The organism is Sphingobacterium sp. WM (genome assembly GCF_029542465.1).
In the GTDB taxonomy this organism is placed as follows: domain Bacteria; phylum Bacteroidota; class Bacteroidia; order Sphingobacteriales; family Sphingobacteriaceae; genus Sphingobacterium; species Sphingobacterium cellulitidis.
This window is the reverse complement of sequence record NZ_CP120709.1, coordinates 4012979-4035970: the sequence shown is the minus strand read 5'-3', so window position 1 is coordinate 4035970 and position 22992 is coordinate 4012979. Positions and strand designations below refer to the sequence as shown.

Genomic DNA, 22992 nt, shown 5'->3' with positions numbered 1-22992 from the left:
TCTAATTATTCTCGGTAACGTACTAACCTATTAATAGAGGAGGCTTTTTCTTCCATATATAATATGTGTATATATAGTAGCTGTATTTCTTACTGGTCAATTTATTATAAGAGAATATATCAATTCATTTCCTGATAACTTTTTAAAATGATTCATTTAAATAAATTTCTAGGAGTTTCTATTTAATCTGGTATCTCATATTTAAGGATACTATCAATTGCTGTTTTCAAATACTTCTTTTAAGTATACCTTACAAATAAACCTTTCTATCATTTATGTAGATTATTCTTTTAAATCAAGCTATCAACTTTTTCTTTCAATAAGACCTTGGATCATTTCTTTCGATCTTGTTTTCAAATCACGTTTTTTAATCAGTCCTTATAGATATCTCTTTCAAATAATAATAACAGTTTCATAACAACTTCAGATTTCCTAGTTATTTATTCTGAATTCGGGATTAATGTAGATTTTGAATACTGTAATAAGGTAGGTTTTATATACAAGTAATAATGTAGCCTTTGAATGTTGTATTAATGTAGCTTTTGAATATTCTAATAATATATAGGTTTTAAAAACTGTATTTATATAGTTTTTGAATACAGTGATCAAGGGAGCTTTTATATCCTGTAGTAAGTCGATTTCGAATTCATTAATACTACAGTTTTGAACTACTAATAGTTTCGAATTCAGCGATAATTCTGTCCATCTTATGCACAAATCAGGACCTCTACCGCACCTTGGTCGGACCTTCTTCGGATCTTTTCCTGACCTTGGCCGAATTTTTACGGCCGAGGTCCGGCGGATCTGCGGGGGATCTGCGCTAGTGATGCGGCGGAATATCGAGTTTTGTATGGCCTGCTCCCGAAGTATTTCCGATAATGCCAGGGTAAATGAATACCCTTCGAAAAGGAACGAGCTATGATCCCCTCCAAAAAACACACATCCATGATCCCAACCTTACCATAGCACTTTACCTCCCTTTCCCGCCGTTCATGCCCCCGCAACCATCCCTGGGCAATGAAAATGCAGCACTGCTGAAAATTTATCGTGCAATGTGCTAGCGAGTTACGCTGTGCTGCCAAAAATTGTTTGTGGGATGTCTTGGAAGTATGGATGTTTTGTCCCTATCTTTGCACCACTCCGCAAGGGAGGGACGGCTGAAAGGCCACTGACAACAGGGAAGGAAACACGGTAAAAAAGGGGTCAGACCCGATGCACCGTATCTTTTGAAAAAAGCGCCTCAAAATTATTTTAAAATAAATTTTGCGGAATCAAAAAAGGTTTCTACCTTTGCAGTCCCAACCGAGGGAAACAGCAACGAGCGCGATGCTCGGAGCGAGAAAAAAATGACACATCAACCCTACGAGAGTAGGGACGATATACAAGCCGAAGCGAGATGCCCAGGCGATAAAGTTCTTTATAATGATCATGTAGCGCAGCGACTCGTACGAGAGTACGATAGCTGAACAAAGATTTCAAGAAATCAATTCAGATATCCCGGAGCGGGAGGAAAACATTAAAACAAGACAATTCTATTTATTATAAATAGTCTTGATCTTACACTTCATTTTACAATGGAGAGTTTGATCCTGGCTCAGGATGAACGCTAGCGGCAGGCCTAATACATGCAAGTCGGACGGGATCCAGCTGGTAGCTTGCTACCGGCTGGTGAGAGTGGCGCACGGGTGCGTAACGCGTGAGCAACCTACCCATATCAGGGGGATAGCCCGAAGAAATTCGGATTAACACCGCATGACACAGATTTACCGCATGGTTTATTTGTCAAATATTCATAGGATATGGATGGGCTCGCGTGACATTAGCTAGTTGGTGGGGTAACGGCCCACCAAGGCGACGATGTCTAGGGGCTCTGAGAGGAGAATCCCCCACACTGGTACTGAGACACGGACCAGACTCCTACGGGAGGCAGCAGTAAGGAATATTGGTCAATGGGGGCAACCCTGAACCAGCCATGCCGCGTGCAGGATGACTGCCCTATGGGTTGTAAACTGCTTTTGTTAGGGAATAAACCCCACTACGTGTAGTGGGCTGAATGTACCTAAAGAATAAGGATCGGCTAACTCCGTGCCAGCAGCCGCGGTAATACGGAGGATCCGAGCGTTATCCGGATTTATTGGGTTTAAAGGGTGCGTAGGCGGCACTTTAAGTCAGGGGTGAAAGACGGCAGCTCAACTGTCGCAGTGCCCTTGATACTGAAGTGCTTGAATGCGGTTGAAGACGGCGGAATGAGACAAGTAGCGGTGAAATGCATAGATATGTCTCAGAACACCGATTGCGAAGGCAGCTGTCTAAGCCGTTATTGACGCTGATGCACGAAAGCGTGGGGATCGAACAGGATTAGATACCCTGGTAGTCCACGCCCTAAACGATGATGACTCGATGTTTGCGATATACCGTAAGCGTCCAAGCGAAAGCGTTAAGTCATCCACCTGGGGAGTACGCCCGCAAGGGTGAAACTCAAAGGAATTGACGGGGGCCCGCACAAGCGGAGGAGCATGTGGTTTAATTCGATGATACGCGAGGAACCTTACCCGGGCTTGAAAGTTACTGAAGGATGCAGAGACGCATCCGTCCTTCGGGACAGGAAACTAGGTGCTGCATGGCTGTCGTCAGCTCGTGCCGTGAGGTGTTGGGTTAAGTCCCGCAACGAGCGCAACCCCTATGTTTAGTTGCCAGCACGTCAAGGTGGGGACTCTAAACAGACTGCCTGCGCAAGCAGAGAGGAAGGCGGGGACGACGTCAAGTCATCATGGCCCTTACGTCCGGGGCTACACACGTGCTACAATGGATGGTACAGCGGGCAGCTACACAGCAATGTGATGCCAATCTCGAAAAGCCATTCACAGTTCGGATCGGGGTCTGCAACTCGACCCCGTGAAGTTGGATTCGCTAGTAATCGCGTATCAGCAATGACGCGGTGAATACGTTCCCGGGCCTTGTACACACCGCCCGTCAAGCCATGAAAGCTGGGGGTACCTAAAGCATGTAACCGCAAGGAGCGTGTTAGGGTAAAACCGGTAATTGGGGCTAAGTCGTAACAAGGTAGCCGTACCGGAAGGTGCGGCTGGAATACCTCCTTTCTAGAGCCCGCTCTGGGATCGCTGCGCGACATACATGATCGTATAAAAAAAAAGACATTCAGAAGAAAGTGCCCACCCTGTGAGGTAGTATTTAGTATCTAGTATTTAGTATTTAGATAGTGATGCTCCTGACAACCGGTGACACCGAGAGATGAGAGAGATAAGCTAGTCCCGTAGCTCAGTTGGTTAGAGCACTACACTGATAATGTAGGGGTCAGCAGTTCAAATCTGCTCGGGACTACCATCACACGGGGAATTAGCTCAGCTGGCTAGAGCACCTGCCTTGCACGCAGGGGGTCAACGGTTCGAATCCGTTATTCTCCACAGGTTGGATGTGAGAAGTGAGATCTGAGATCTGAGAGAGCGCAAGGCCGACTCAGGAGGGAAGAGACCACTGTGAGCCATGTAGGATGGGAGATTTGATATCTCAAATCCCACATCTCGATACTCATGTCCATACAAAGAGTTCTTTGACATATTGGAAGAAAAGAGATTAACAAGAGAAGACAACAGAGGCCTGTCGTCCAGTGATGGATGACGGCCAATAAGCAACCTATCACTTGGCAAAAGGGGTGATAGCGTGAAGAAAGTAAACAAGGGCACACGGGGGATGCCTAGGCTCTCAGAGGCGATGAAGGACGTGATAAGCTGCGATAAGCCACGGGGATCGGCAAATGCGACTCGATCCGTGGATTTCCGAATGGGGCAACCCGGCATGTTGAAGACATGCCATCAAATGAAGCGAACGCGCTGAACTGAAACATCTAAGTAGGCGTAGGAGGAGAAAATAACAATGATTTCCCAAGTAGTGGCGAGCGAACGGGAAAGAGCCCAAACCAGTATTGTTACGGCAATACTGGGGTTGTAGGACCACGCCATTGGACTGTGCTATGAACTGGAAGCAGGTGGGAAACTGCGCGATAAGGGTGAGAGCCCCGTACAGGTAAAGAATGCAGCCATAGTGGTATCCTGAGTACCGCGGGACCGGAGAAATCCTGTGGGAATCCGCCAGCACCATCTGGCAAGGCTAAATACTCCTGAGAGACCGATAGTGAACCAGTACCGTGAGGGAAAGGTGAAAAGAACCCCGAACAGGGGAGTGAAAAGAACCTGAAACCGTGTGCTTACAAGCGGTCGGAGCGGAGTGATTCCGTGACGGCGTGCCTTTTGCATAATGAGCCTACGAGTTACTCTTGTCCGGCAAGGTTAATGGCTTAAGGCCAGGAGCCGAAGCGAAAGCGAGTCTGAACAGGGCGTATAGTCGGACGAGGTAGACGCGAAACCTTGTGATCTACCCTTGGGCAGGTTGAAGGTGCGGTAACACGTACTGGAGGACCGAACCGATAAACGTTGAAAAGTTTCCGGATGACCTGAGGGTAGGGGTGAAAGGCCAATCAAACTGGGAAATAGCTCGTACTCCCCGAAATGTTTTTAGGAACAGCGTCGGCATATGAGTCTAGCAGAGGTAGAGCTACCGATTGGGTGCGGGGGAGTCAAATCCTACCAAATCCAGACGAACTCCGAATGCTGCTAGATATGGCCGGCAGTGAGGCTTTGGGTGCTAAGGTCCAAGGCCGAGAGGGAAAGAACCCAGACCATCAGCTAAGGTCCCCAAATTCGTTCTAAGTTGAACTAACGAGGTCCGGTTGCCCAGACAGCTAGGATGTTGGCTTGGAAGCAGCCATTCATTTAAAGAGTGCGTAACAGCTCACTAGTCGAGCGGCCGGGCGTGGATAATAAACGGGCATCAAGAACGATACCGAAGCTATGGATTGCAATTTATTGCACTGGTAGGGGAGCATTCCATCGGGGGTGAATCCGCGGGGTGACCCGTGGTGGACCTGATGGAAAAGCAAATGTAGGCATAAGTAACGATAAGGCGGGTGAGAAACCCGCCCACCGAAAGACTAAGGTTTCCTGATCAACGCTAATCGGATCAGGGTTAGTCGGGACCTAAGGCGCATCCGAAGGGAGGCAGCCGATGGCCAACGGGTTAATAATCCCGTACTATTGATAACTGCGATGTGGTGACGGAGTAGTGACACTGCCGCGAACTGACGGAATAGTTCGTTGAAGGGCAAAGGTATTGGACCGGTAGGCAAATCCGCTGGTACAGCTGAAGCCCGATAGTACAGCAAACCCTCGGGGGCGCTGATAGCGCAGGTAAGCAGACTTCCAAGAAAACCCGCTAAGCTCCAGGTTATCAATACCCGTACCGTAAACCGACACAGGTAGTCGAGGAGAGGATCCTAAGGTGCTCGAGTGAATCATGGCTAAGGAACTCGGCAAAATGGCCCTGTAACTTCGGGAGAAGGGGCGCTTCCTCCAGCGATGGAGAAGCCGCAGTGAAAAGGCCCAGGCGACTGTTTAGCAAAAACATATGGCTTTGCGAAATCGAAAGATGAGGTATAAGGCCTGACACCTGCCCGGTGCTGGAAGGTTAAGAGGGGATGTCATCCGCAAGGAGAAGCATTGAATCGAAGCCCCAGTAAACGGCGGCCGTAACTATAACGGTCCTAAGGTAGCGAAATTCCTTGTCGGGTAAGTTCCGACCTGCACGAATGGTGTAACGATCTGGGCGCTGTCTCAGCCATGAGCTCGGTGAAATTGTGGTATCGGTGAAGACGCCGGTTACCCGCAACGGGACGGAAAGACCCCATGAACCTTCACTATAGCTTAACATTGAAATTGGGTACAGGATGTGTAGGATAGGCGGGAGTAATTGAAGCGGTTTCGCCAGGAATCGTGGATACGACCTTGAAATACCGCCCTTTCTGTATTCGGTTTCTAATCCCGCTAAGCGGGAGACATTGTTTGGTGGGTAGTTTGACTGGGGTGGTCGCCTCCAAAAAGGTAACGGAGGCTTTCAAAGGTAAGCTCAGTACGCTTGGTAACCGTACGAGGAGTGCAATGGCATAAGCTTGCTTGACTGTGAGACCTACAAGTCGACCAGGGTCGAAAGACGGACATAGTGATCCGGTGGTTCTGTATGGAAGGGCCATCGCTCAAAGGATAAAAGGTACTCTGGGGATAACAGGCTGATCTCCCCCAAGAGCTCATATCGACGGGGAGGTTTGGCACCTCGATGTCGGCTCGTCACATCCTGGGGCTGGAGAAGGTCCCAAGGGTTGGGCTGTTCGCCCATTAAAGTGGCACGCGAGCTGGGTTCAGAACGTCGCGAGACAGTTCGGTCCCTATCTGTTGTGGGCGCTGGAAGTTTGAGTGGATCTGACCTTAGTACGAGAGGACCGGGTTGGACGGACCGCTGGTGAACCTGTTATGCCGCCAGGTGTACGGCAGGGTAGCTACGTCCGGGATAGATAAGCGCTGAAAGCATCTAAGTGCGAAACTAGCCACGAGATGAGACTTCCTCATAAGGGTCGTTGAAGATGACAACGTTGATAGGTCACAGGTGTAAAGGTTGAAAGACCAAAGCCGAGTGATACTAATAGCCCGAAGCTTTCCAATGCGGATAGTTCTGTTGTCCTCTCTCTTTTTAACATCCTTTCTTCCAATAACATGTCAATATAGTATTGAGTAGTTAGTATTTAGTAGTTAGACCCTGGGTCTGCTACCAGAGAACGCTCGATAGTACTTAAAAGATATTCAGGTGCCTATATCGGCGGTGTCCACCTCTTCCCATTCCGAACAGAGAAGTTAAGCCCGCCAGAGCCGATGGTATTGCCGTAACAGGTGGGAGAGTAGGTCGGTGCCTAATTTTATACGAAAGCTCGTTGTCAGAAGACAACGGGCTTTTTGTGTTTTCAGGGGCCTGGGTGAATGCAACGGATGGACCGGTCGGTAGGGGCGTATCGCATACGCCCTTTTGTATGGTTATTGGGTCATGGTTTGATAAATATGTCGCCCCGCTGGGGCTTTACAACCTTGCTACCTCTCTTCTAATTTTAATAATATAGTCTAACAAATGGTTAACATTGATTTAGTACCATTTATTTAATATTTGCATTTTTAGTAGTTGTATAATTTCAATCCTTAAATTGCTGTTTAGAATAGTTTTTGATATTTTTATACATACTAAGGCTTTGGTCCTTAGTTTTTTTTAAACTTAAACCTGGGTAATAATTCCTGATGATATCAAGAATCTAAATCAAAAGCCATTATTTTCCCTTTATTTTTTAATAGTAATTTTTAGAATGAAAAGAACATTTAATCTATTGGTTCTCCTACCTCTTATGCTAGGTTTTACCAATAATTTTGACAAACCTGAACCCCCTATTTTAGCAACCAATTATTCGTATTTCAAATCAGTCTTTAATAGACAAGATAGTTTAAAGTTAGTTCCAGGTGCCCCTGAGGATCTAATCATGACGGAATATACACGTCCTGATTTAACTCCTAGTCCTGCATGTTTGGCTGTAGCGCCAACCGGAGAACTGTTTGTGGGAGTAGATATGATAGGTTCCCTAGGTAAGGATATGGGAAAAGGATTTATCCGTCGCTTCGTTGACTCGGATAATGATGGGGCTATGGATAAACATACTGATTTCGCACGTGTGGATAACCCTCGTGGAATATTTGTGCTAGGTGATCAAGTCTTTGTTTTGCATACAACTTTCGACACAAATACTGGTATCGCTACTGGAATGGACCTTGTTGTTTTCGATGATAAAGACCAGGATGGTGTGGCTGATGCTGACCCGAAAGTGTTGATTAAAGGATTGAGTAATGCTAAATATATTCAGGAACGCGGTACTGACCATGCTACGAATGGAATTAGAATGGGAATCGATGGCTGGATCTACATTGCTGTAGGGGATTTCGGTTTTCATAACGCCACTGGCGCTGATGGTAAAAAATTAACGAACCTAGGTGGTGGAGTTCTGAGAGTTCGACCTGATGGAACGGAAATGGAATTGTATACCCATGGCCTACGTAATATTTATGATGTGGCTATAGATCCATATATGAATATCTTCACCAGAGATAATACGAATGATGGTGGAGGATGGGATATCCGTTTTTCGCATCAAATTCAATCTGGGGAATATGGCTACCCATTATTATTTCAAAATTTTACAGAAGAAATCATTCCAGCTTTAGCCATGTTAGGGGGAGGATCTGGAACGGGTTCATTATATATGGATGAGGATACTTGGCCTGATAAATATAATAAAGTACCTATGATGGCAGATTGGGGACGCAATTTCCTATATATGCATCATGTGACTCCTGATGGACCTAGTTTTAAACAAAAGGAAGAGGAGTTTATTAAACTTCCTCAGGTTACGGATGTTGATGTGGATGGATCGGGTAGACTTTATTTGTCGGCTTGGGATGGTGCTGGTTACTCAGGGAATCCTGATAAAGGTTATGTAGTTCGCGTAGTGCCTAAAGGCTGGACTTACAAAGCATTTCCTGAGGTTAAAAATGCATCTATTGATGACTTGAAGAACTTATTGAAATCTGGAAGCTCTACAACTAGGCTATATGCTTCTCAAGAATTAGTTGCAAGAGCTAATGAGGAAGCTTCAACCGCTGCATTGGGAATTGCTGAGGATAAAAGTTTAGCATTAAGTACACGAGTAGCCGGAATTTATACTTTTGCCCAAATCGCAAAAGATAAAGGTATTTCAGAATTAGTTCAGTTGGCTAAGGAGCCTGAGGTTCGGGAATTTGCTTTACGAGCATTAACAGATCGTTTGGGAAGTTTAGATCAGGTGCCTACTGATCCATTTATCGCAGGGTTAAAAGACCCTTCAGTTCGTGTTCAGGCAGTTTCAGCAGTTTCATTAGGTCGCTTAGGTCGTCCGGAAGTAGCGAATTCATTATTACAGGTTGCTGTTCCGGCTTCATTTATTGCTCCTCCAAAAGGAAAAGAGGGGCCACATGATGTACCTAATTCAGCTATTATTTTTCCTCACTTAGCAGTAAAAGCATTGGTGAGATTGAACGCTGTTAATCCAAGCATCGGATTCCTGGGAACTGAAAATCCTGACCTAGCTTTATGGGCCTTACGTTATATGCATGATCCTAGAGCTGTTGAAGGGTTAATTGCTGCTTACGGAAAGACGAAAGATCAAAAATTGAAAGATAAAATTCTAGTAACGTTGGCTCGCTTGTATAAAAAAGAGGCTGATTATGATGCTTCTTGGTGGTGGGGTACACGTCCGGATTCGCATGGCCCTTATTACAAAGCCATTGATTGGGAATCCTCACCTGTGATTGAAAAATTCTTATTAGCTGAGAATGCAAAATCTGGAGCTTCTAAGAAAGCATATTATGCAGACCTGAATGAGAAATTCCGTATGGAAATTGCTGCATTTAATGCGCCAGAGCCTAAGGCTGTTGCAAGTAAGGAGCCTACAGAGAAAAAAGTTGACTTAGATAAAATCAAAAATCAAAAAGGACAGGTTGGTAAAACATCAATCGAAGATGTGATGATTGCTTTACGTAAGGTCAAAGGTGATCCTGCAAAGGGAAAAGCATTGTTTACCAAACAAGGTTGTCATGCTTGTCATAGCGTAAATAAAGGTGAGGCCATGAAAGGTCCATTTATGGGACAAATTGGAGGTATTATGAATAGAGAGCAAATTGCAGAATCTATCCTTAAACCAAATGCTTCCATTTCCCAAGGATTTTCAACGGTATTGGTAAGTACTAAAGATAAAAAGAATTATATGGGCTTCGTGACTCAAGAAACTGCAAGTAAAGTGGTTTTAAGAGATATTGCAGGTAATGTGACTACCATCAATAAAACGAATATTGCCAGTAGAAAAGAAATGCCAAATTCAATGATGCCAGCAGGATTGGCAAATTCATTGACCATTGAGGAGTTCGCTTCTCTAGTTTCCTTTCTCGAAAAACAAAAATAAAATCTTAACCGTATTTTTTAAAAGCCATGTTTTGAACATGGCTTTTTCTTTTTCCATCAATGCTACCAAAAAGTAGGGAAACTGAAGTCAAAACCTGTAAATAGGGTGCCCCTTTTTGTTAATTTCTTAATATTCTTATAAAAATCAGCTTTTTTAATTGTTTAACTTGAATTAATCTTCATTTTCTACAGTGTTTAATATGTTTTAGGTCTAAATCCATCTGTTAATGTTGGATATTTTTGTTTTCTATGTAAATATTGGGAATAAAAATTTAAAATATTCAAATAAATATCGAGTATCCCTGCTTAGTTGTTATATAATACTCCTTTATTTTGTAAAAAACACATAAATAATTGTGTAAAATAAATTATTTTACAAATTAATTTGTAACATTGGATTATAATTTAGTAAAAAATATAATTTCCGATATTTTTTACAAAGTTTTTGTTTTCAATTTTTATTTCTGTCTGTTATTTGGTTGTAAAAAATGTCTTTTTATTGATTTTTACTGGTTAGGTCACCTGAATTTTAAATATTAACCACTAAAAAACGTATCATGACAAGATTTTTTCCCTCATTTGTACTATTATTTCAATTTTTCACATGTATTTCTCAAGAAGTCGATACATTTCGAATCAGTGCTTATGCTGATGTGTATTGGAAATATGATTTTTCTGGTAAAGAGAATATCAAAACTTATTTTGCTAATGATCATAATTCCATTTCTTTGGGAATGATAGGGGTCGGTCTCTTAAAATCATTAGGAAAAGCTTCTTTTGTTGGGGAATTAGGTTTTGGTCCAAGAGGCCAATATTTAAGCATTCCTAACGGCGATGCCATTGAAAATGATTTGAACAATTCTTTTCATATTCAAAATTTATTCATCAAATATGCCTTCACTGATAAGTTTAGTATGACAGCTGGTTATATGGGGACTTTCGTAGGTTATGAAGTCATTTGCCCAGCCACAAACTTTCATTATTCCACTTCTTATCTTTTTGCGGCCGGTCCTTTTCAAAATGCTGGAATTAAAGCTAATTACGTCTTTTCAAAACATATTTCCGCCATGCTGGGACTATTTAATGATTGGAATGTCTATAGGGATTTAAATGGCGTATCCCATATCGGTGCGCAAATAGCGGTTACTCCAACAGAAGATTGGAATGCTACACTTAACTTCTTGACGGGGAGTTCGGATAGAGGTCCAAATAATTATAGTTCGGGTACTTTAATTGATTTGGTAAGCAGCTACCATATTTCAGATAGATTGAATTTTGTTGTGAATGCTGCGAATTATAACTTTAAAGAAGGTGGTGGCTATGCTGGAGTAGCTGTCTATCCAAAGTATGATCTTAATGAAGCCATTGCAGTGGGGCTTCGGGCAGAATTGTTTCATACGAAGGATCATGCTGATTTTAAGGGTAGTACTATTAACTCATTTACTTTGTCAAGCCAGTTTAAACATAAAGGATTGATTTTGATTCCTGAGCTGAGGCTGGATCATGATGATCAGCCAACATTTTTGGAAAAGGATGGATTGAGTCCAAGTAATCAAGCAGCTCAGGCTTCTATAGCTTTGGTTTACTCTTTTTAAAACAAAAAATCCGTCGCTTATTTGAGCGACGGATTTGTTTTTTATTCTGTTGATTTAATCCTCTTCTTCATCGTAAAATTCCATTAATGATGAAATATAAGGATCATCCCAGCCATCTAGAATGTCATCAAATGCTTCATCTGGAATATTGGTCTGTCTAACCTCTAATGATGTGCCTTTTTTATGCTCATGTAATTTGAGGGTTACGATGGAAGGTTCGTCCTGTTCACCAAAGTACCACTCTTGGACAATTTTGGAAAAAGGTTCTAATTCAAGAAATTTTCCCTCAATAGCTCCATCCCACATCGAAAACTCTCCTCCTGGCACTGGATCGATCTCCACGAGGTCCCCAGTCCATAATCTGATGGTAATTTCAGTAGTTAATGCTCTGTATAATTCCTCAGGTGTAGCCGGGATTATGTAATATTTTTTAAAATCTTTCATTCTAATTATTAACTGAAAAAGATAATTCCTGTAAATTTACATAGATTTATTAGTAATATATGAGTAATATTCTTCCGAATTCCTTAATTAAAAAACTTGGAACCAATCCATTCTTTGATCAAGAAGCTTTCAAAGCAGCACATGAAAGTGGAGAAAAACTTACCTCAATCCGGCTAAATCCCCAAAAACCTACCACACTTGATTTTGAATTAACAAAACCTGTTCAATGGTGTAACTTGGGGTTTTATCTGAAGGAAAGGCCCAAGTTTACTTTAGACCCATTGTTTCATGCTGGCTGTTATTATGTGCAAGAAGCATCTTCCATGTTTATTGCTCATATATTAAGGCTATTGAAACTGGATCAAAATGAGATTAAAGCTCTTGATCTTTGCGCTGCCCCAGGAGGAAAATCGACTCTGTTAAATGCAACGATTAATTCTGATAGTCTGCTTGTTGCTAATGAGATCATTAAAAGTAGGTCTGTTGTGCTTCAAGAAAACCTAATGCGTTGGGGATATCCCAACGTTGTTGTAACCAACAATGATCCTACAGCATTTCGAAGACTGCCAGGATTTTTTGATTTAGTGCTTGTTGATGCTCCTTGTTCTGGCTCTGGTATGTTCAGAAAAGATGAAGATAGCATTGATGAATGGTCAGAAGCTAACGTTAAATTATGTAGTGAACGGCAGCAAAGGATTCTTTCGCAAGTAATGGGGGCAATTGCTACTAATGGGTATTTCCTTTATTCTACTTGTTCTTATTCTTCGGAGGAAAATGAGGATATTTTGGAATGGTTGATTGATGAATATGAGTTGGAATCCATAAAAATCCCTTTGGAAACGGATTGGGGAATAGAAGAAACTCTTTCTAAGTCTCATAAAGCCGCTGGCTATAGATTTTATCCGCATAAAACTAAAGGAGAAGGATTTTTTATTGCTGTTTTAAAAATGAAACGTATTCAGCCTAGTTTTTCTTTAAAGAAGATAAAACTTGAAAAATCTCCAATTCCAAAAGATGGTCTGAAAGGATGGGTTGAAAATGATCAAGAGTTCTCCACATTGCTACATAACGAAAATGTTCACATTTTTCCGAAAGATATGGAAGCGAGTGTGAAGGCGTTGCAACAGGTTCTGTACCTTAAAAATGCAGGAACGATGGTTGGGAAATGGTTGGGAAAGGAATTAGTTCCTTCCCATGACTTAGCTTTGAGTATTTATAAGGATAAAAACTTAACTTCAGTTGAGTTGTCTTTGGAAGATGCACAGAACTTTTTGAGAAAGGAACAATTGGATATTGCCTTATTTGAAGGGGTGAAAAAAGGTTGGTGCTTAGTGAATTATAAGAATGTTTCTTTGGGATGGGTGAAGGTCTTGGGAAATAGAATCAATAATTACTACCCTAGGGAAGTGAGAATAGCAAATATGTAGGGTCTATTTGCTTAATTGGGCAATAATTAAATCGCAGATATCTTTTGCGACTTCTTCTTTTGATTTAAGATCAAATGATAAAATCTCTTCTTGTCTATTAATGACCGTAATTTTATTGGTGTCATGAGCAAATCCAGCTCCTTTGTCCTGCATGGAATTCAAGACTATGAAATCAAGATTTTTCCTTTTTAGCTTATCCTTTGCATTTTCCAATTCATTATTGGTTTCCAATGCAAAACCTACTAATATTTGCCCTGATTTCTTTATTGCCCCTAAACTGGCTAAAATATCTGTCGTTTTCTTTAAAGAAATGCTGAAATCTTCTGCTTTTTTCTTAATCTTTTGATCAGCTACTTCAATTGGAGTATAATCCGCAACTGCAGCACTCATTACCGTAATGTCGGCCTCCTGAAATGAATTACTACAGGCAGCATACATTTCCGCTGCCGTTTGGACATTCACTCTTTGTACTCCTTCTGGACTCTCAAGTGCGGTTGGTCCGCTGACCAAAGTAACTTCTGCTCCTAATTTTCTCAGTTGGTTGGCTATGGCATAACCCATTTTGCCACTGGAATGATTTCCAATAAAACGAACTGGATCAATTGCCTCGTAGGTAGGTCCAGCAGAAACTAATGCTTTCTTACCCTTTAGAGGTTGATTAGCTTGTAAATGATCTTCAATAAATTGGAAAATCTCCTCTGGTTCTGCTAATCTGCCTTCTCCCACTAATCCACTCGCCAACTCTCCTTTTCCCGGAGGAATAATCAAGTCGCCGTATGATTTTAATAGTTGTATGTTGTTCTTAACAGATGGATGAATCCACATGTCTAAATCCATTGCCGGAGCGATACAAACATCACTTTTTGCCGATAAATAAACGGCTTGTAATAGATTGTCGCAAATGCCTTGGGCGCATTTGGCCAAGGTATTAGCTGTAGCAGGTGCAATTAGAATTAAATCTGCCGACTCGGCAATATGGACATGGTTATTCCATTCCCCAGATTTTTGATCATAATAATCAACATACACGGGGTTATTTGAAAGGGTAGAGAGAGTAAGGGGAGTAATAAATTGAGTGGCTTCCTGGGTCATGATAACCTGAACAGAAGCTTCTGCCTTTCTCAGTAATCTTACCAATGTTGCAATCTTATAAGCGGCGATGCTGCCGCTTATACCAATTACAATATGTTTGTCTCTTAAAGACATGGTAAATATCTTACTCTTGTTCTTTTGAAGGGTTTCTGAAGTATACTTTCTCGTGTAAGAATTCATCAATCGCTACTAATGTAGGTTTTGGCAACCTTTCGTAGTGCTTAGAGATTTCAATTTGTTCACGATTTTCAAACACTTCTTCTAAGTTATCATTGCTGCTAGCAAATTCTGATAACTTTTGATTTAATTCCTCTTTCATATCTACAGCGATTTGATTAGCACGCTTGCTGATTACCACGATTGATTCGTAAAGGTTATCAGTTGTTTGGTCTAACTCTCTTAAATCGCGAGTTACTGTTGAATTTGGAACGGTATTTTTATTCTGATTCATATATAAATAAAAATGGATGTACTAAAGATTATTGTTGATTGTTATTGTTGTTCTCAATTGGAACACCGTTAGATGTTGAAATTCCCAAATCTTCTTCACGTTGCTTTCTAGCTTTCTCATCATTAGCCATGATTTTTAAAGCTGCTGCAATCTTGCGATCTGCACTGCCGCGAAGTCCATTTAGCTCAGAGCTATATTTACTTTCCGGAAAGTGCTCAGTGAAGCTGTCATAATAGTCAATCATTTGATTGAAACGTTCTTCCTGACGATGTGGGTAAGAGTTATCTGCAAATAAATATTGTGATTTTACTAAAAGATATTCAATATCTTCAGCGTGTTTCGTATCCGGATAAACCCGCAATACATTCTCTAATGCAATTACAGCTGCACGATAATCATCTGGTAATCCCATGTTATAGTACAACTTCGCATTGTCAAATGCTTTTTTCTCCAGCTTATCACGTAGATTTTGAATTAAATCACCTGCTTCTTTCGCTCTTTCTGACTCTGGGTACAAGTTTACAAACAATTGCAATTGATCAATTGCTTTACGTGTGTTATCTTGATCCAGATTAGAACGTGGAGAATCTAAATAATAACAATATGCCGACATAAATCTACACTCTTCAGCTCTCTGGCTGTTAGGGTAATTGTCCGCAAAGGTTTTAAAGTGGAAACGAGCAGAGATATAGTCCTTTAATCGATACGCTGAATAGGCAGTATAATAACTAAGATCCTCAGCATCTGCTGTGCCTCGGTATTTCGCTAATAATTCTTGAAATAAAGTTAGAGCCTTGGAGTACTTCTCTTTTTCGTAGTACTTTACAGCCTCCTGATACTTCATTTGTACATTATTGCTTGCACGTAGTTTTTCGAATTTACTCTTGCAACTACCCAAGCCTAATAAAAGAAACAAGCCAACAATTAGGCTAAATACATGATTCTTTAAAAACATCCCACAAAGATACGTGAATTAATACTAATTTTCAATTATTTAATAATACGCGAAAATACTTGATTTCAATAAGGGAATCTTTGAAAACATTAGCTTTTAACAATCTTTAACTTAAAGGCGCTAATTTCATTGTCCATGAAAGGTTTGCTGGAACAAAAACGTTGTTTTCTTAAGTCAAATGAATGTTGAATTAGTTTTGCAGATGTCACAAATAAATAATTATTGACTATATTTACGTTTAAATAATTTATCAGAATTTATAATGACCTTATTTGAGAGAGTAGAGCAAGCATTGGATTCTATCAGACCGTATTTACAGACTGATGGTGGTAACGTTTCTATTGAAGAAATCACTGCAGATAATGTTGTGAAGCTTAAATTGTTGGGGACCTGCGCAAACTGTTCTATGAGTATCATGACTTTTAAAGCTGGTTTAGAACAAGCTATTAAAAAGGCCGTTCCGGAAATTGTTGCCGTCGAAGCAATCAATATTACGGATATGAATGACCCCAATGCAATAACCCCCAACCAATTGTAATAAAATTATTAGATGTAGTTAACACTATTTAACAGCATCTTACGTTTGTTTTTCCCTAGTTTTGTTGGTAGATGAAACTTTTACACCAATTTATCATATTAGCTGTGCTTTTGACAGTCAGCTTGAGCACTTTCGCCCAAGACAAGAAAATCGTACAAGTTTCTGGGTATATCTTGGCGGAAGGTACTGAAATCGCCGTTCCTTATGTTACTATCCGAAATGAAAGTTATGGAAATGATGGATTTGTAGCTAACCATGAAGGATATTTTTCCTTTGTAGCTTACGCTGGTGATGAAATAGCATTTTCTTCAATCGGTTATCGGACTGTCCGAATTACTATTCCTGATGTAAATGGCGATAAATACACTGCAAGAATAGAATTGACTCCGACTGTTGAAGAACTTCCAATGGTTACAGTAGGACCACCTCTTCCTTGGGCTAGTATTGAGGAGTTTAATATGGAATTCCTAGCATTAAATATTGGCAATGATGATGTGCTGACAGCGAAAAGGAATTTATCGCCTCAAGCTTTAGCATCCCTATCTAAGATTGTTCCTAGAAGTGCCGAAGAAATTCAAGCTTATAATAGTTTCCAGAGACATATCAATATGTCGAATAGAGCGATCAACCAAAACATGGCAAATCCTTTATTGAATCCTTTCGCTTGGGGACAGTTGATTAATCAAATAAAAAGAGGAGATTATAGTAGACAACGTCTGAAATACTAATTAGACTCTAATGCTCCACGTTTGTTAATACCCCTGATATTTAAACGTGATGCCATATACGAAACCAAAGTGGATACAACCATTACGGTAACAAAAATCAACACCAAGTCCATATATCGGATATCTACCGGATAAGCATCAAATAATGATCCCTCACTAGTGGTTACAAAACCAAAATGCTCTTGTAGTAAACAGAAAAATAATCCTATCAACGCTCCAACTAAACTTCCTATCAAAGCAATTAGTATTCCTTGATAAAAGAAGATATTCTGTATTAAATTATTATTAGCTCCTAAGCTGTTTAGAACAACCATATCTTGTTTTTTATCTATTACAAGCATGGTTAATGAGCCGATAATATTGAAAATTGCAATTATTCCTATAATAGTTACGATGAAGAATACAATCCATTTTTCCGATCGCACCGTTTTATATAAGGTAGGGTTTTGTTGCTCTCGGTTTTTTACTAAGTATTCTTCTCCAACAATTGATTGTATTTCTTTCTGAAGGGCTCTGGAATTGTCGTTTTTACCATATAGCTCAATTGCTGAAATTCCATCATGTTCGTTTAATAGATCCTTCGCAAAATCAATTGGTACTATGATCAGGTCTTCAAAACCGGGTTGGTAACCTAAAATAGCATTCGGCGTGATTACCCTGGTACGAATATCTTCTAATGGGTTGATGTTATTGGGAGAAGCATTTTTATCTGGAATATTTAAGAAAATCTGGTTATCAGTTCCTTGCAGTGGAACTTGAAGATTCGCTTGTACTGTTGTGCCTAAAATAGCATAATTAGTGCTGTCAGTTTTAATTTCCAGATTACCCTCTAATAGAATGTTTTCTTTTTCTAAATGATGCAAACTATTAGGTTCAACCCCTTTTAATCTCCCTATAAATTGTTGTTGGTTGAATTCAGCTAATACCTTATCCTCAAGAACTTCACTGTAAGACGAAATATCATGAAGAGTCCTTAGCTTGGTAAAGGATTCACTTTTGGTGGAGAATACTTTACCCGATGCTGGTTCTATGCGATATTCCGGAGAGAATGTGCTGTATTGAGAAAGGATGAAACGTTCTAATCCATTGTAGAACGACAATACGATTACTAAAGCAGCTGTACTCACCAAAACACCAATCATACTAATTGAGGAAATGATGTTGATAGCATTTACTGATTTTTTAGAAAACAGATATCGTTTTGCAAAGAATATTGGGAGCTTCATCTTTTATGCTCTAATAAATGGATTCGTTTTTTTCTCTTCTCCAACTGTCGTACTTGGTCCATGCCCAGGATAAACTACTGTTTCCTCAGGGAGTGTATAGATCTTTGTAGCTATGCTATCCAATAATTGCTGATGATTACCGCCTGGAAGGTCGGTTCTACCAATACTATTCTTGAATAATACATCACCACCAATTAGAAAGTTATGTTTCTTGCTATATAGACATAAGTGAGCTGGAGAATGACCTGGAGCCAATATTAAAGATAGTTTTTCATCTCCGATTTCAATAATATCCTCTTCCTTTAAAAAGGTTTCAGGGATAGGAGAAGGCTCATAACGGATTCCCATTTGGGGAGCATAATTCTGCACTTGGATAACAAGAGGGAGTTCTCCTTCATGAAACTGCGGAATCAAATTATAGGTGTCAGCAACAAATTTATTTCCTAGAACATGGTCAATATGCCCATGGGTGTTTATAAGATAGATGGGTTTTAAACCATTGGACTCAATATATTCTTTAAGATGATTTTCTTCTTGATAATTATGCATCCCGGGATCAACGATAATGCAGTTTTTGTGATCATCATAAATTAAATAAGTGTTTTCCTGGTATGGATTAAAAACAAAAGTCTTAATATGTAGCATGTTCAAAAATAGGAAATATTTCTAAGCAAATGGGTATTGCTATTGATTCCAGATTTCCCAGTTTTTTTCTGCTTGAAGAATCAACATTTCGTAACCATTCTTAATCTTAGCACCTTTTTCTTTTCCTTTTTTTAAGAATAATGTTTCTTCTGGGTTGTATATCAGATCATATAATAAATGCTTTTCCGTAATCGCTTCATAAGGAAGGTTGGGGCATTCTTCAGTTTTTGGAAAAGTTCCTAAAGGAGTGCAATTTACCAACAAGGTTGATTCTTGTATTAAATCTGGGCTTAGGTCTTCGTAGGTAATATTCTCAGCAGACTTTGTCCTGCTTACCACTTGATAATCAATCCCCAGTTTCTTTAATGCATAAGCAACAGCCTTTGTGGCTCCGCCATTACCAAATATTAAAGCTTTTTTGTGTTGAGGTGTAAGTAAAGGTTCCAATGATTTTTGGAAACCGAATGCATCAGTATTAAACCCCTTCAAATGGGTCGTTCCATCAACGTTTCTTATCTGAATACAATTGACAGCTTCAATTTCTTTCGCCTCCTCAGACAGCTCTGTTATATACTGCATAACATCCTGTTTATATGGAATAGTCACATTGACTCCATAGAATTCTGGATGGTTTTCATAAAGATTTGGAAAATCTTGAATTGAAGGAAGAGGGTATAAGTCATAATCAATGTTCTTAATACCCTCTTTCTCAAATTTTTCTAGATAATATTTTTTGGAAAATGAGTGTCCTAGAGGATAACCAATTAACCCTAATTTTTTCATCTTCCTTCTGAATACTTTTTAATGATATCGACTATTATTTGGTTTCCTTGAAGTTGAGGCAAGTATTCAAATAAAATGTAATGCTTTTCAGGATCAACATTCAATGCTAATTCTAAGAAGCTCAGCGCATCAGTATATTTACCAGCTGCAAACATATAAGCTACCATTCTATAGTATAGGGTTGCCTCATCCGGATTACATTTTATCGCTTCAGAAATTACTTCAATAGCTTCAGTTACTCTCGTTTGTTCGAAAAGTAAAGAAGAATAATCTAACCAAGCTTCAGCATCAGTTGGATTCAGTTCAACCACCTTGGCATATGCTTCGATGGATTGGTTGAATTGCTTTAATTTATATCTTGCATCTGCAATGGCAAACCAATAATCTGGATTTTCGTCGTCGATTTCCAGAGCTTTTTTATAGAAATGTAAAGATTCAAAGTAGCGTTCTTCAAAATCAAGTGTTACTCCAATTCCAAACCATGCGTCACTTTGATTGCTGTCAAGTTTTACAGCTTTTTTATAATACTGTCTTGCTTCATCCATGAGTTCCAATTTCTCATAACATTCACCGATTGCACAGTAAGTGTCAGCGTTTGGCGTTTCATGTTCAAAAGTCTGTTTATAAACTTCGATAGCTTCCGAATAGCGATCAAGATTTACCAAAGCATTTCCTTTGTTGAAATAAGCAGAGGAAAAGTTTTCATTGATCAAGATTGCATAATCATAAGCATCTATTGCTGCTGGGAAATCCCCCAGTTTATGGTATGCATTTCCTAGATTATACCAAGCTGCGTATGAATATGGATCAGTGTCAATATATTGCAGGTAGAATTGAATACTTTCTTCCTGTTGTTCCATGACATCATAGCAGAATGCAATTTCGTATAGCGCATCTTGGTTATCTTTATTTGCTTTAAGACTTTTTTTCAAGAATGCGATTGCCTTTTCGTAGGATCCTTGCATTTGATATAAACCTGCAATTTGATAATAGACTTCATCTTTTGCATCGCTTAATTCAAGCGCCTTAAAGAAATTTTCTTCAGCAAGGGTATGTTCTTGCAATGAAGATAGGATAGTTCCTTTGATTAGGTAAATGTCGCCTTCCGAAGGTTCCAAAAGTTCGGCCTTGCTAAGAGCTTCTAAAGCAGGTTCATATTGAAGTGTACTTGCTAATAGTTGCGCTTTTTTAATTAAGAACAAGGTTTCGAATGGATGTTGGGCGGACGCGAATTCAATTACTTGTAAAGCTTTGACTGGATCGTTTTTAGTAATATAATAGTCTATGATACTCTCGAAAGCTTTTGTGTCAAAAAAGTACTGGTCTTCGTTTCGAAGCATTTCCTCGTAGCGATCCACTGAGAATTTTTGTTCCTCAGGGGTTCCAAATTCAAAATCTTCTTCCATTATACTCCTCTTTTAAATTTTATCGTACTCTCCAATTCCTAAATGAAAATACTATTTTTTGAACATCTGAATATGTAATTGTTTTCAACATATTCACAATTTTAGACTACCTAATTATCCAAAGGTAAAGTTTAATAAGTAATTACATTGTAAATACTTGATTAAAACAGCAAAAAGCCAGCTTATTCAGCTGGCTTTCTTTATTTTAAATTGTTATTAACTAACAATTATTTTTTGATTTCAACACGACGGTTTTGAACACGACCTTCTTCAGTATCGTTAGAAGCAACTGGGTTAGCTTCTCCGTATCCTGTAGCGTTGATGCTTGATGCAGATACACCAGCGTTAACTAGGTATTGTTTAACTGCATTAGCACGGTCTTTAGATAAGTTCATGTTGTAAGCTTCAGTACCTTCAGCAGATGCATAACCATCTAAAGTAACTGATGCATTGTTATCTTTCAATTCTTTAGCTAATTTATCTAAAGTAGAGTAAGATTCAGTTTTCAATACTGAGCTATCAAATTCGAATTGAATTGGAGCGTAGTATCCTGAAGTAGTTCCTTCAGTAAGTTGTTGCTCTGGGAATTTGATTGGACATCCTGAACCATCAACTACTGTACCAGCAGGAGTTCCTGGACATTTATCAAATTTATCAGATACACCGTCACCGTCTGAATCTTTGCTTAATTGATCAACAGTACCTTCTAATGCAGATACGCGTTGTTTCAATGCTTCAACTTCGTTACGTAATGAAGGGTCTTTCAACTCATCATATAATGTAGCAACTGGGTTTGTGAATGTTAAGCTTTCTTTATCACGAGAACCTAAAGTGAACTCTAAACCACCGTATACGTTAGAGAATTTTTGTTTTCCGTCGTAACGAACTGGTCCGTATAATAAGTTATCATCAGTGAAGTTCATTGTGTAACCTAAGTTCAAGGCAACAACTTCAGATAATTTAAATTTAACACCAACACCAACTGGTACGAATCCAGTTAAACGGTTGTCACGGTCACCAACTTTTTCACGGTCACCGAATACTTCTTCACCCCAGTTTCCTTTGTTGTTGTAAACTTCGTTACCAGTGAAATCGTTGTTAGCGAATTGAACAGGGTTATGAGCCATAACACCTAAACCTACTTTAGCGTAGAAGTTAACAGCGTTTTCTCTTCTCATGAAGTCGATAGTACCTAATTGGAATACACCATTTAAGCTAGCTGCCCAGTTAACTGAAGTTTCAGCAGATCTTGCACCTAAACTGTTCTCAGGGTTAGTAACTAAGTCATGGTTGTAAGTTTTGATACGACCACGGTTACCTTCTAATTCTAAACCGAAAAGGTGAGAGAATTGTTTACGGATAGTTAATCCATAATATTCACCAACTTTGTTTTGGAAATATCCAACTTTTTGTCCGAAACCGTTTTGGCCACCTAAGATAGTGTTAGGAGTAGTGATACCACCTTGAACACCAATTGACCAAGTTCTGTATTGTGATCTACCACCAAATACAGTTGGGGTTTGTGCTTGAGCAGTTTCTGCGAAACCTAAAGCGGCTACTAAAGAAGCTGCAACAGCTGTTTTTTTAATTGTAGAATAGTTCATACTCTTTTTTTTAAGGTTATTAAAATTTTTAATTGTTTCTAGTTGTCAATCAATTTAACATAACTTAACAATAACGATGCCAAAAAATGTTAAATTGGAAAATGTACGTTGGAGATGTTTATCTTTGGTACTTTTGCCGCGTAAAAATACTTATTAACATTAAAT

14 protein-coding genes, 2 tRNA genes and 3 rRNA genes are annotated in these 22992 nt (G+C 39.7%); 10 read left to right on the top strand and 9 right to left on the bottom strand.

The window, feature by feature from the left end; all coding sequences use genetic code 11:
* Positions 1–1571: 1571 nt before the first annotated feature.
* The 7 genes from PZ892_RS17125 to PZ892_RS17095 all read left to right on the top strand — a co-directional run bounded on the left by PZ892_RS17125 (position 1572) and on the right by PZ892_RS17095 (position 11528).
* A 16S ribosomal RNA gene (locus PZ892_RS17125) occupies positions 1572–3101 on the top strand.
* Between the two features lie 167 nt (positions 3102–3268).
* A tRNA-Ile gene (locus PZ892_RS17120) sits at positions 3269–3345 on the top strand.
* A 6-nt stretch (positions 3346–3351) separates the two neighbouring features.
* A tRNA-Ala gene (locus PZ892_RS17115) sits at positions 3352–3425 on the top strand.
* A 259-nt stretch (positions 3426–3684) separates the two neighbouring features.
* Positions 3685–6569: ribosomal RNA gene (locus tag PZ892_RS17110) — 23S ribosomal RNA — on the top strand.
* Between the two features lie 138 nt (positions 6570–6707).
* Positions 6708–6819, top strand: a 5S ribosomal RNA gene (gene rrf, locus PZ892_RS17105).
* The 16S, 23S and 5S rRNA genes sit together here with 2 tRNA genes alongside, the layout of an rRNA operon.
* Positions 6820–7255: 436 nt before the next feature.
* Positions 7256–9934, top strand: coding sequence for a c-type cytochrome (locus tag PZ892_RS17100; protein ID WP_277711689.1), 2679 nt, complete (start codon positions 7256–7258; stop codon positions 9932–9934).
* 556 nt (positions 9935–10490) lie between these two features.
* Positions 10491–11528 (top strand): outer membrane beta-barrel protein, encoded by a 1038-nt coding sequence (locus PZ892_RS17095; protein WP_277711687.1) that lies wholly within the window; start codon positions 10491–10493, stop codon positions 11526–11528.
* A 54-nt stretch (positions 11529–11582) separates the two neighbouring features.
* Here the strand turns inward: PZ892_RS17095 and PZ892_RS17090 are convergent, their stop codons facing one another.
* Positions 11583–11972, bottom strand: a complete 390-nt coding sequence (locus PZ892_RS17090; protein WP_094257470.1) for an SRPBCC family protein — start codon at positions 11970–11972, stop codon at positions 11583–11585.
* Positions 11973–12031: 59 nt separating this feature from the next.
* Between PZ892_RS17090 and PZ892_RS17085 the strand changes: the two genes are divergently transcribed.
* A complete protein-coding gene (locus PZ892_RS17085; protein ID WP_277711686.1) occupies positions 12032–13399 on the top strand; it encodes an RNA methyltransferase in 1368 nt (455 codons plus the stop codon).
* Between the two features lie 3 nt (positions 13400–13402).
* Here PZ892_RS17085 and coaBC read toward each other — a convergent pair whose 3' ends face one another.
* Genes coaBC through bamD form a run of 3 tightly spaced genes read right to left on the bottom strand, consistent with a single transcriptional unit; the run spans position 13403 to position 15897 of the window.
* On the bottom strand, positions 13403–14605 hold the full coding sequence (gene coaBC / locus PZ892_RS17080) for a bifunctional phosphopantothenoylcysteine decarboxylase/phosphopantothenate--cysteine ligase CoaBC (protein WP_277712933.1): 1203 nt from the start codon (positions 14603–14605) through the stop codon (positions 13403–13405).
* Positions 14606–14615: 10 nt separating this feature from the next.
* Positions 14616–14942: a DNA-directed RNA polymerase subunit omega gene (locus PZ892_RS17075; protein ID WP_094257467.1), complete on the bottom strand. Its 327-nt coding sequence runs from the start codon at positions 14940–14942 to the stop codon at positions 14616–14618.
* Positions 14943–14970: 28 nt separating this feature from the next.
* Complete coding sequence (gene bamD / locus PZ892_RS17070; protein WP_094257466.1) at positions 14971–15897, bottom strand: outer membrane protein assembly factor BamD; 927 nt, start codon at positions 15895–15897, stop codon at positions 14971–14973.
* A 262-nt stretch (positions 15898–16159) separates the two neighbouring features.
* Between bamD and PZ892_RS17065 the strand changes: the two genes are divergently transcribed.
* Entirely contained in the window at positions 16160–16435 is a 276-nt protein-coding gene (locus PZ892_RS17065) for a NifU family protein (protein WP_094257465.1), read from the top strand.
* Between the two features lie 71 nt (positions 16436–16506).
* Positions 16507–17163 carry a carboxypeptidase-like regulatory domain-containing protein gene (locus PZ892_RS17060; protein ID WP_094282115.1) on the top strand — a complete coding sequence of 219 codons (657 nt, stop codon included), beginning with the start codon at positions 16507–16509 and terminating at the stop codon, positions 17161–17163.
* Here PZ892_RS17060 and PZ892_RS17055 read toward each other — a convergent pair.
* The 5 genes from PZ892_RS17055 to PZ892_RS17035 all read right to left on the bottom strand — a co-directional run bounded on the left by PZ892_RS17055 (position 17160) and on the right by PZ892_RS17035 (position 22827).
* Positions 17160–18389 carry an FtsX-like permease family protein gene (locus PZ892_RS17055; RefSeq protein WP_094257463.1) on the bottom strand — a complete coding sequence of 410 codons (1230 nt, stop codon included), beginning with the start codon at positions 18387–18389 and terminating at the stop codon, positions 17160–17162. The genes PZ892_RS17060 and PZ892_RS17055 overlap by 4 nt on opposite strands.
* A gap of 3 nt (positions 18390–18392) precedes the next feature.
* On the bottom strand, positions 18393–19034 hold the full coding sequence (locus tag PZ892_RS17050; protein ID WP_277711682.1) for an MBL fold metallo-hydrolase: 642 nt from the start codon (positions 19032–19034) through the stop codon (positions 18393–18395).
* A 39-nt stretch (positions 19035–19073) separates the two neighbouring features.
* A complete protein-coding gene (locus PZ892_RS17045; RefSeq protein WP_277711680.1) occupies positions 19074–19817 on the bottom strand; it encodes a shikimate dehydrogenase in 744 nt (247 codons plus the stop codon).
* Positions 19814–21223 (bottom strand): tetratricopeptide repeat protein, encoded by a 1410-nt coding sequence (locus PZ892_RS17040; RefSeq protein WP_094257460.1) that lies wholly within the window; start codon positions 21221–21223, stop codon positions 19814–19816. The genes PZ892_RS17045 and PZ892_RS17040 overlap by 4 nt, the downstream gene beginning before the upstream one ends.
* A 227-nt stretch (positions 21224–21450) precedes the next feature.
* Positions 21451–22827, bottom strand: coding sequence for an OmpA family protein (locus PZ892_RS17035; protein ID WP_277711677.1), 1377 nt, complete (start codon positions 22825–22827; stop codon positions 21451–21453).
* Positions 22828–22992 lie beyond the last annotated feature (165 nt).

Coding starts and splice junctions, on each gene's coding strand:
- PZ892_RS17035 (WP_277711677.1), bottom strand. CDS start 22,827: ATGAACTATTCTACAATTAAAAAAACAGCTGTTGCAGCTTCTTTAGTA.
- bamD (WP_094257466.1), bottom strand. CDS start 15,897: ATGTTTTTAAAGAATCATGTATTTAGCCTAATTGTTGGCTTGTTTCTT.
- PZ892_RS17050 (WP_277711682.1), bottom strand. CDS start 19,034: ATGCTACATATTAAGACTTTTGTTTTTAATCCATACCAGGAAAACACT.
- PZ892_RS17090 (WP_094257470.1), bottom strand. CDS start 11,972: ATGAAAGATTTTAAAAAATATTACATAATCCCGGCTACACCTGAGGAA.
- PZ892_RS17040 (WP_094257460.1), bottom strand. CDS start 21,223: ATGGAAGAAGATTTTGAATTTGGAACCCCTGAGGAACAAAAATTCTCA.
- PZ892_RS17065 (WP_094257465.1), top strand. CDS start 16,160: ATGACCTTATTTGAGAGAGTAGAGCAAGCATTGGATTCTATCAGACCG.
- PZ892_RS17100 (WP_277711689.1), top strand. CDS start 7,256: ATGAAAAGAACATTTAATCTATTGGTTCTCCTACCTCTTATGCTAGGT.
- PZ892_RS17075 (WP_094257467.1), bottom strand. CDS start 14,942: ATGAATCAGAATAAAAATACCGTTCCAAATTCAACAGTAACTCGCGAT.
- PZ892_RS17055 (WP_094257463.1), bottom strand. CDS start 18,389: ATGAAGCTCCCAATATTCTTTGCAAAACGATATCTGTTTTCTAAAAAA.
- PZ892_RS17095 (WP_277711687.1), top strand. CDS start 10,491: ATGACAAGATTTTTTCCCTCATTTGTACTATTATTTCAATTTTTCACA.
- PZ892_RS17085 (WP_277711686.1), top strand. CDS start 12,032: ATGAGTAATATTCTTCCGAATTCCTTAATTAAAAAACTTGGAACCAAT.
- coaBC (WP_277712933.1), bottom strand. CDS start 14,605: ATGTCTTTAAGAGACAAACATATTGTAATTGGTATAAGCGGCAGCATC.
- PZ892_RS17045 (WP_277711680.1), bottom strand. CDS start 19,817: ATGAAAAAATTAGGGTTAATTGGTTATCCTCTAGGACACTCATTTTCC.
- PZ892_RS17060 (WP_094282115.1), top strand. CDS start 16,507: ATGAAACTTTTACACCAATTTATCATATTAGCTGTGCTTTTGACAGTC.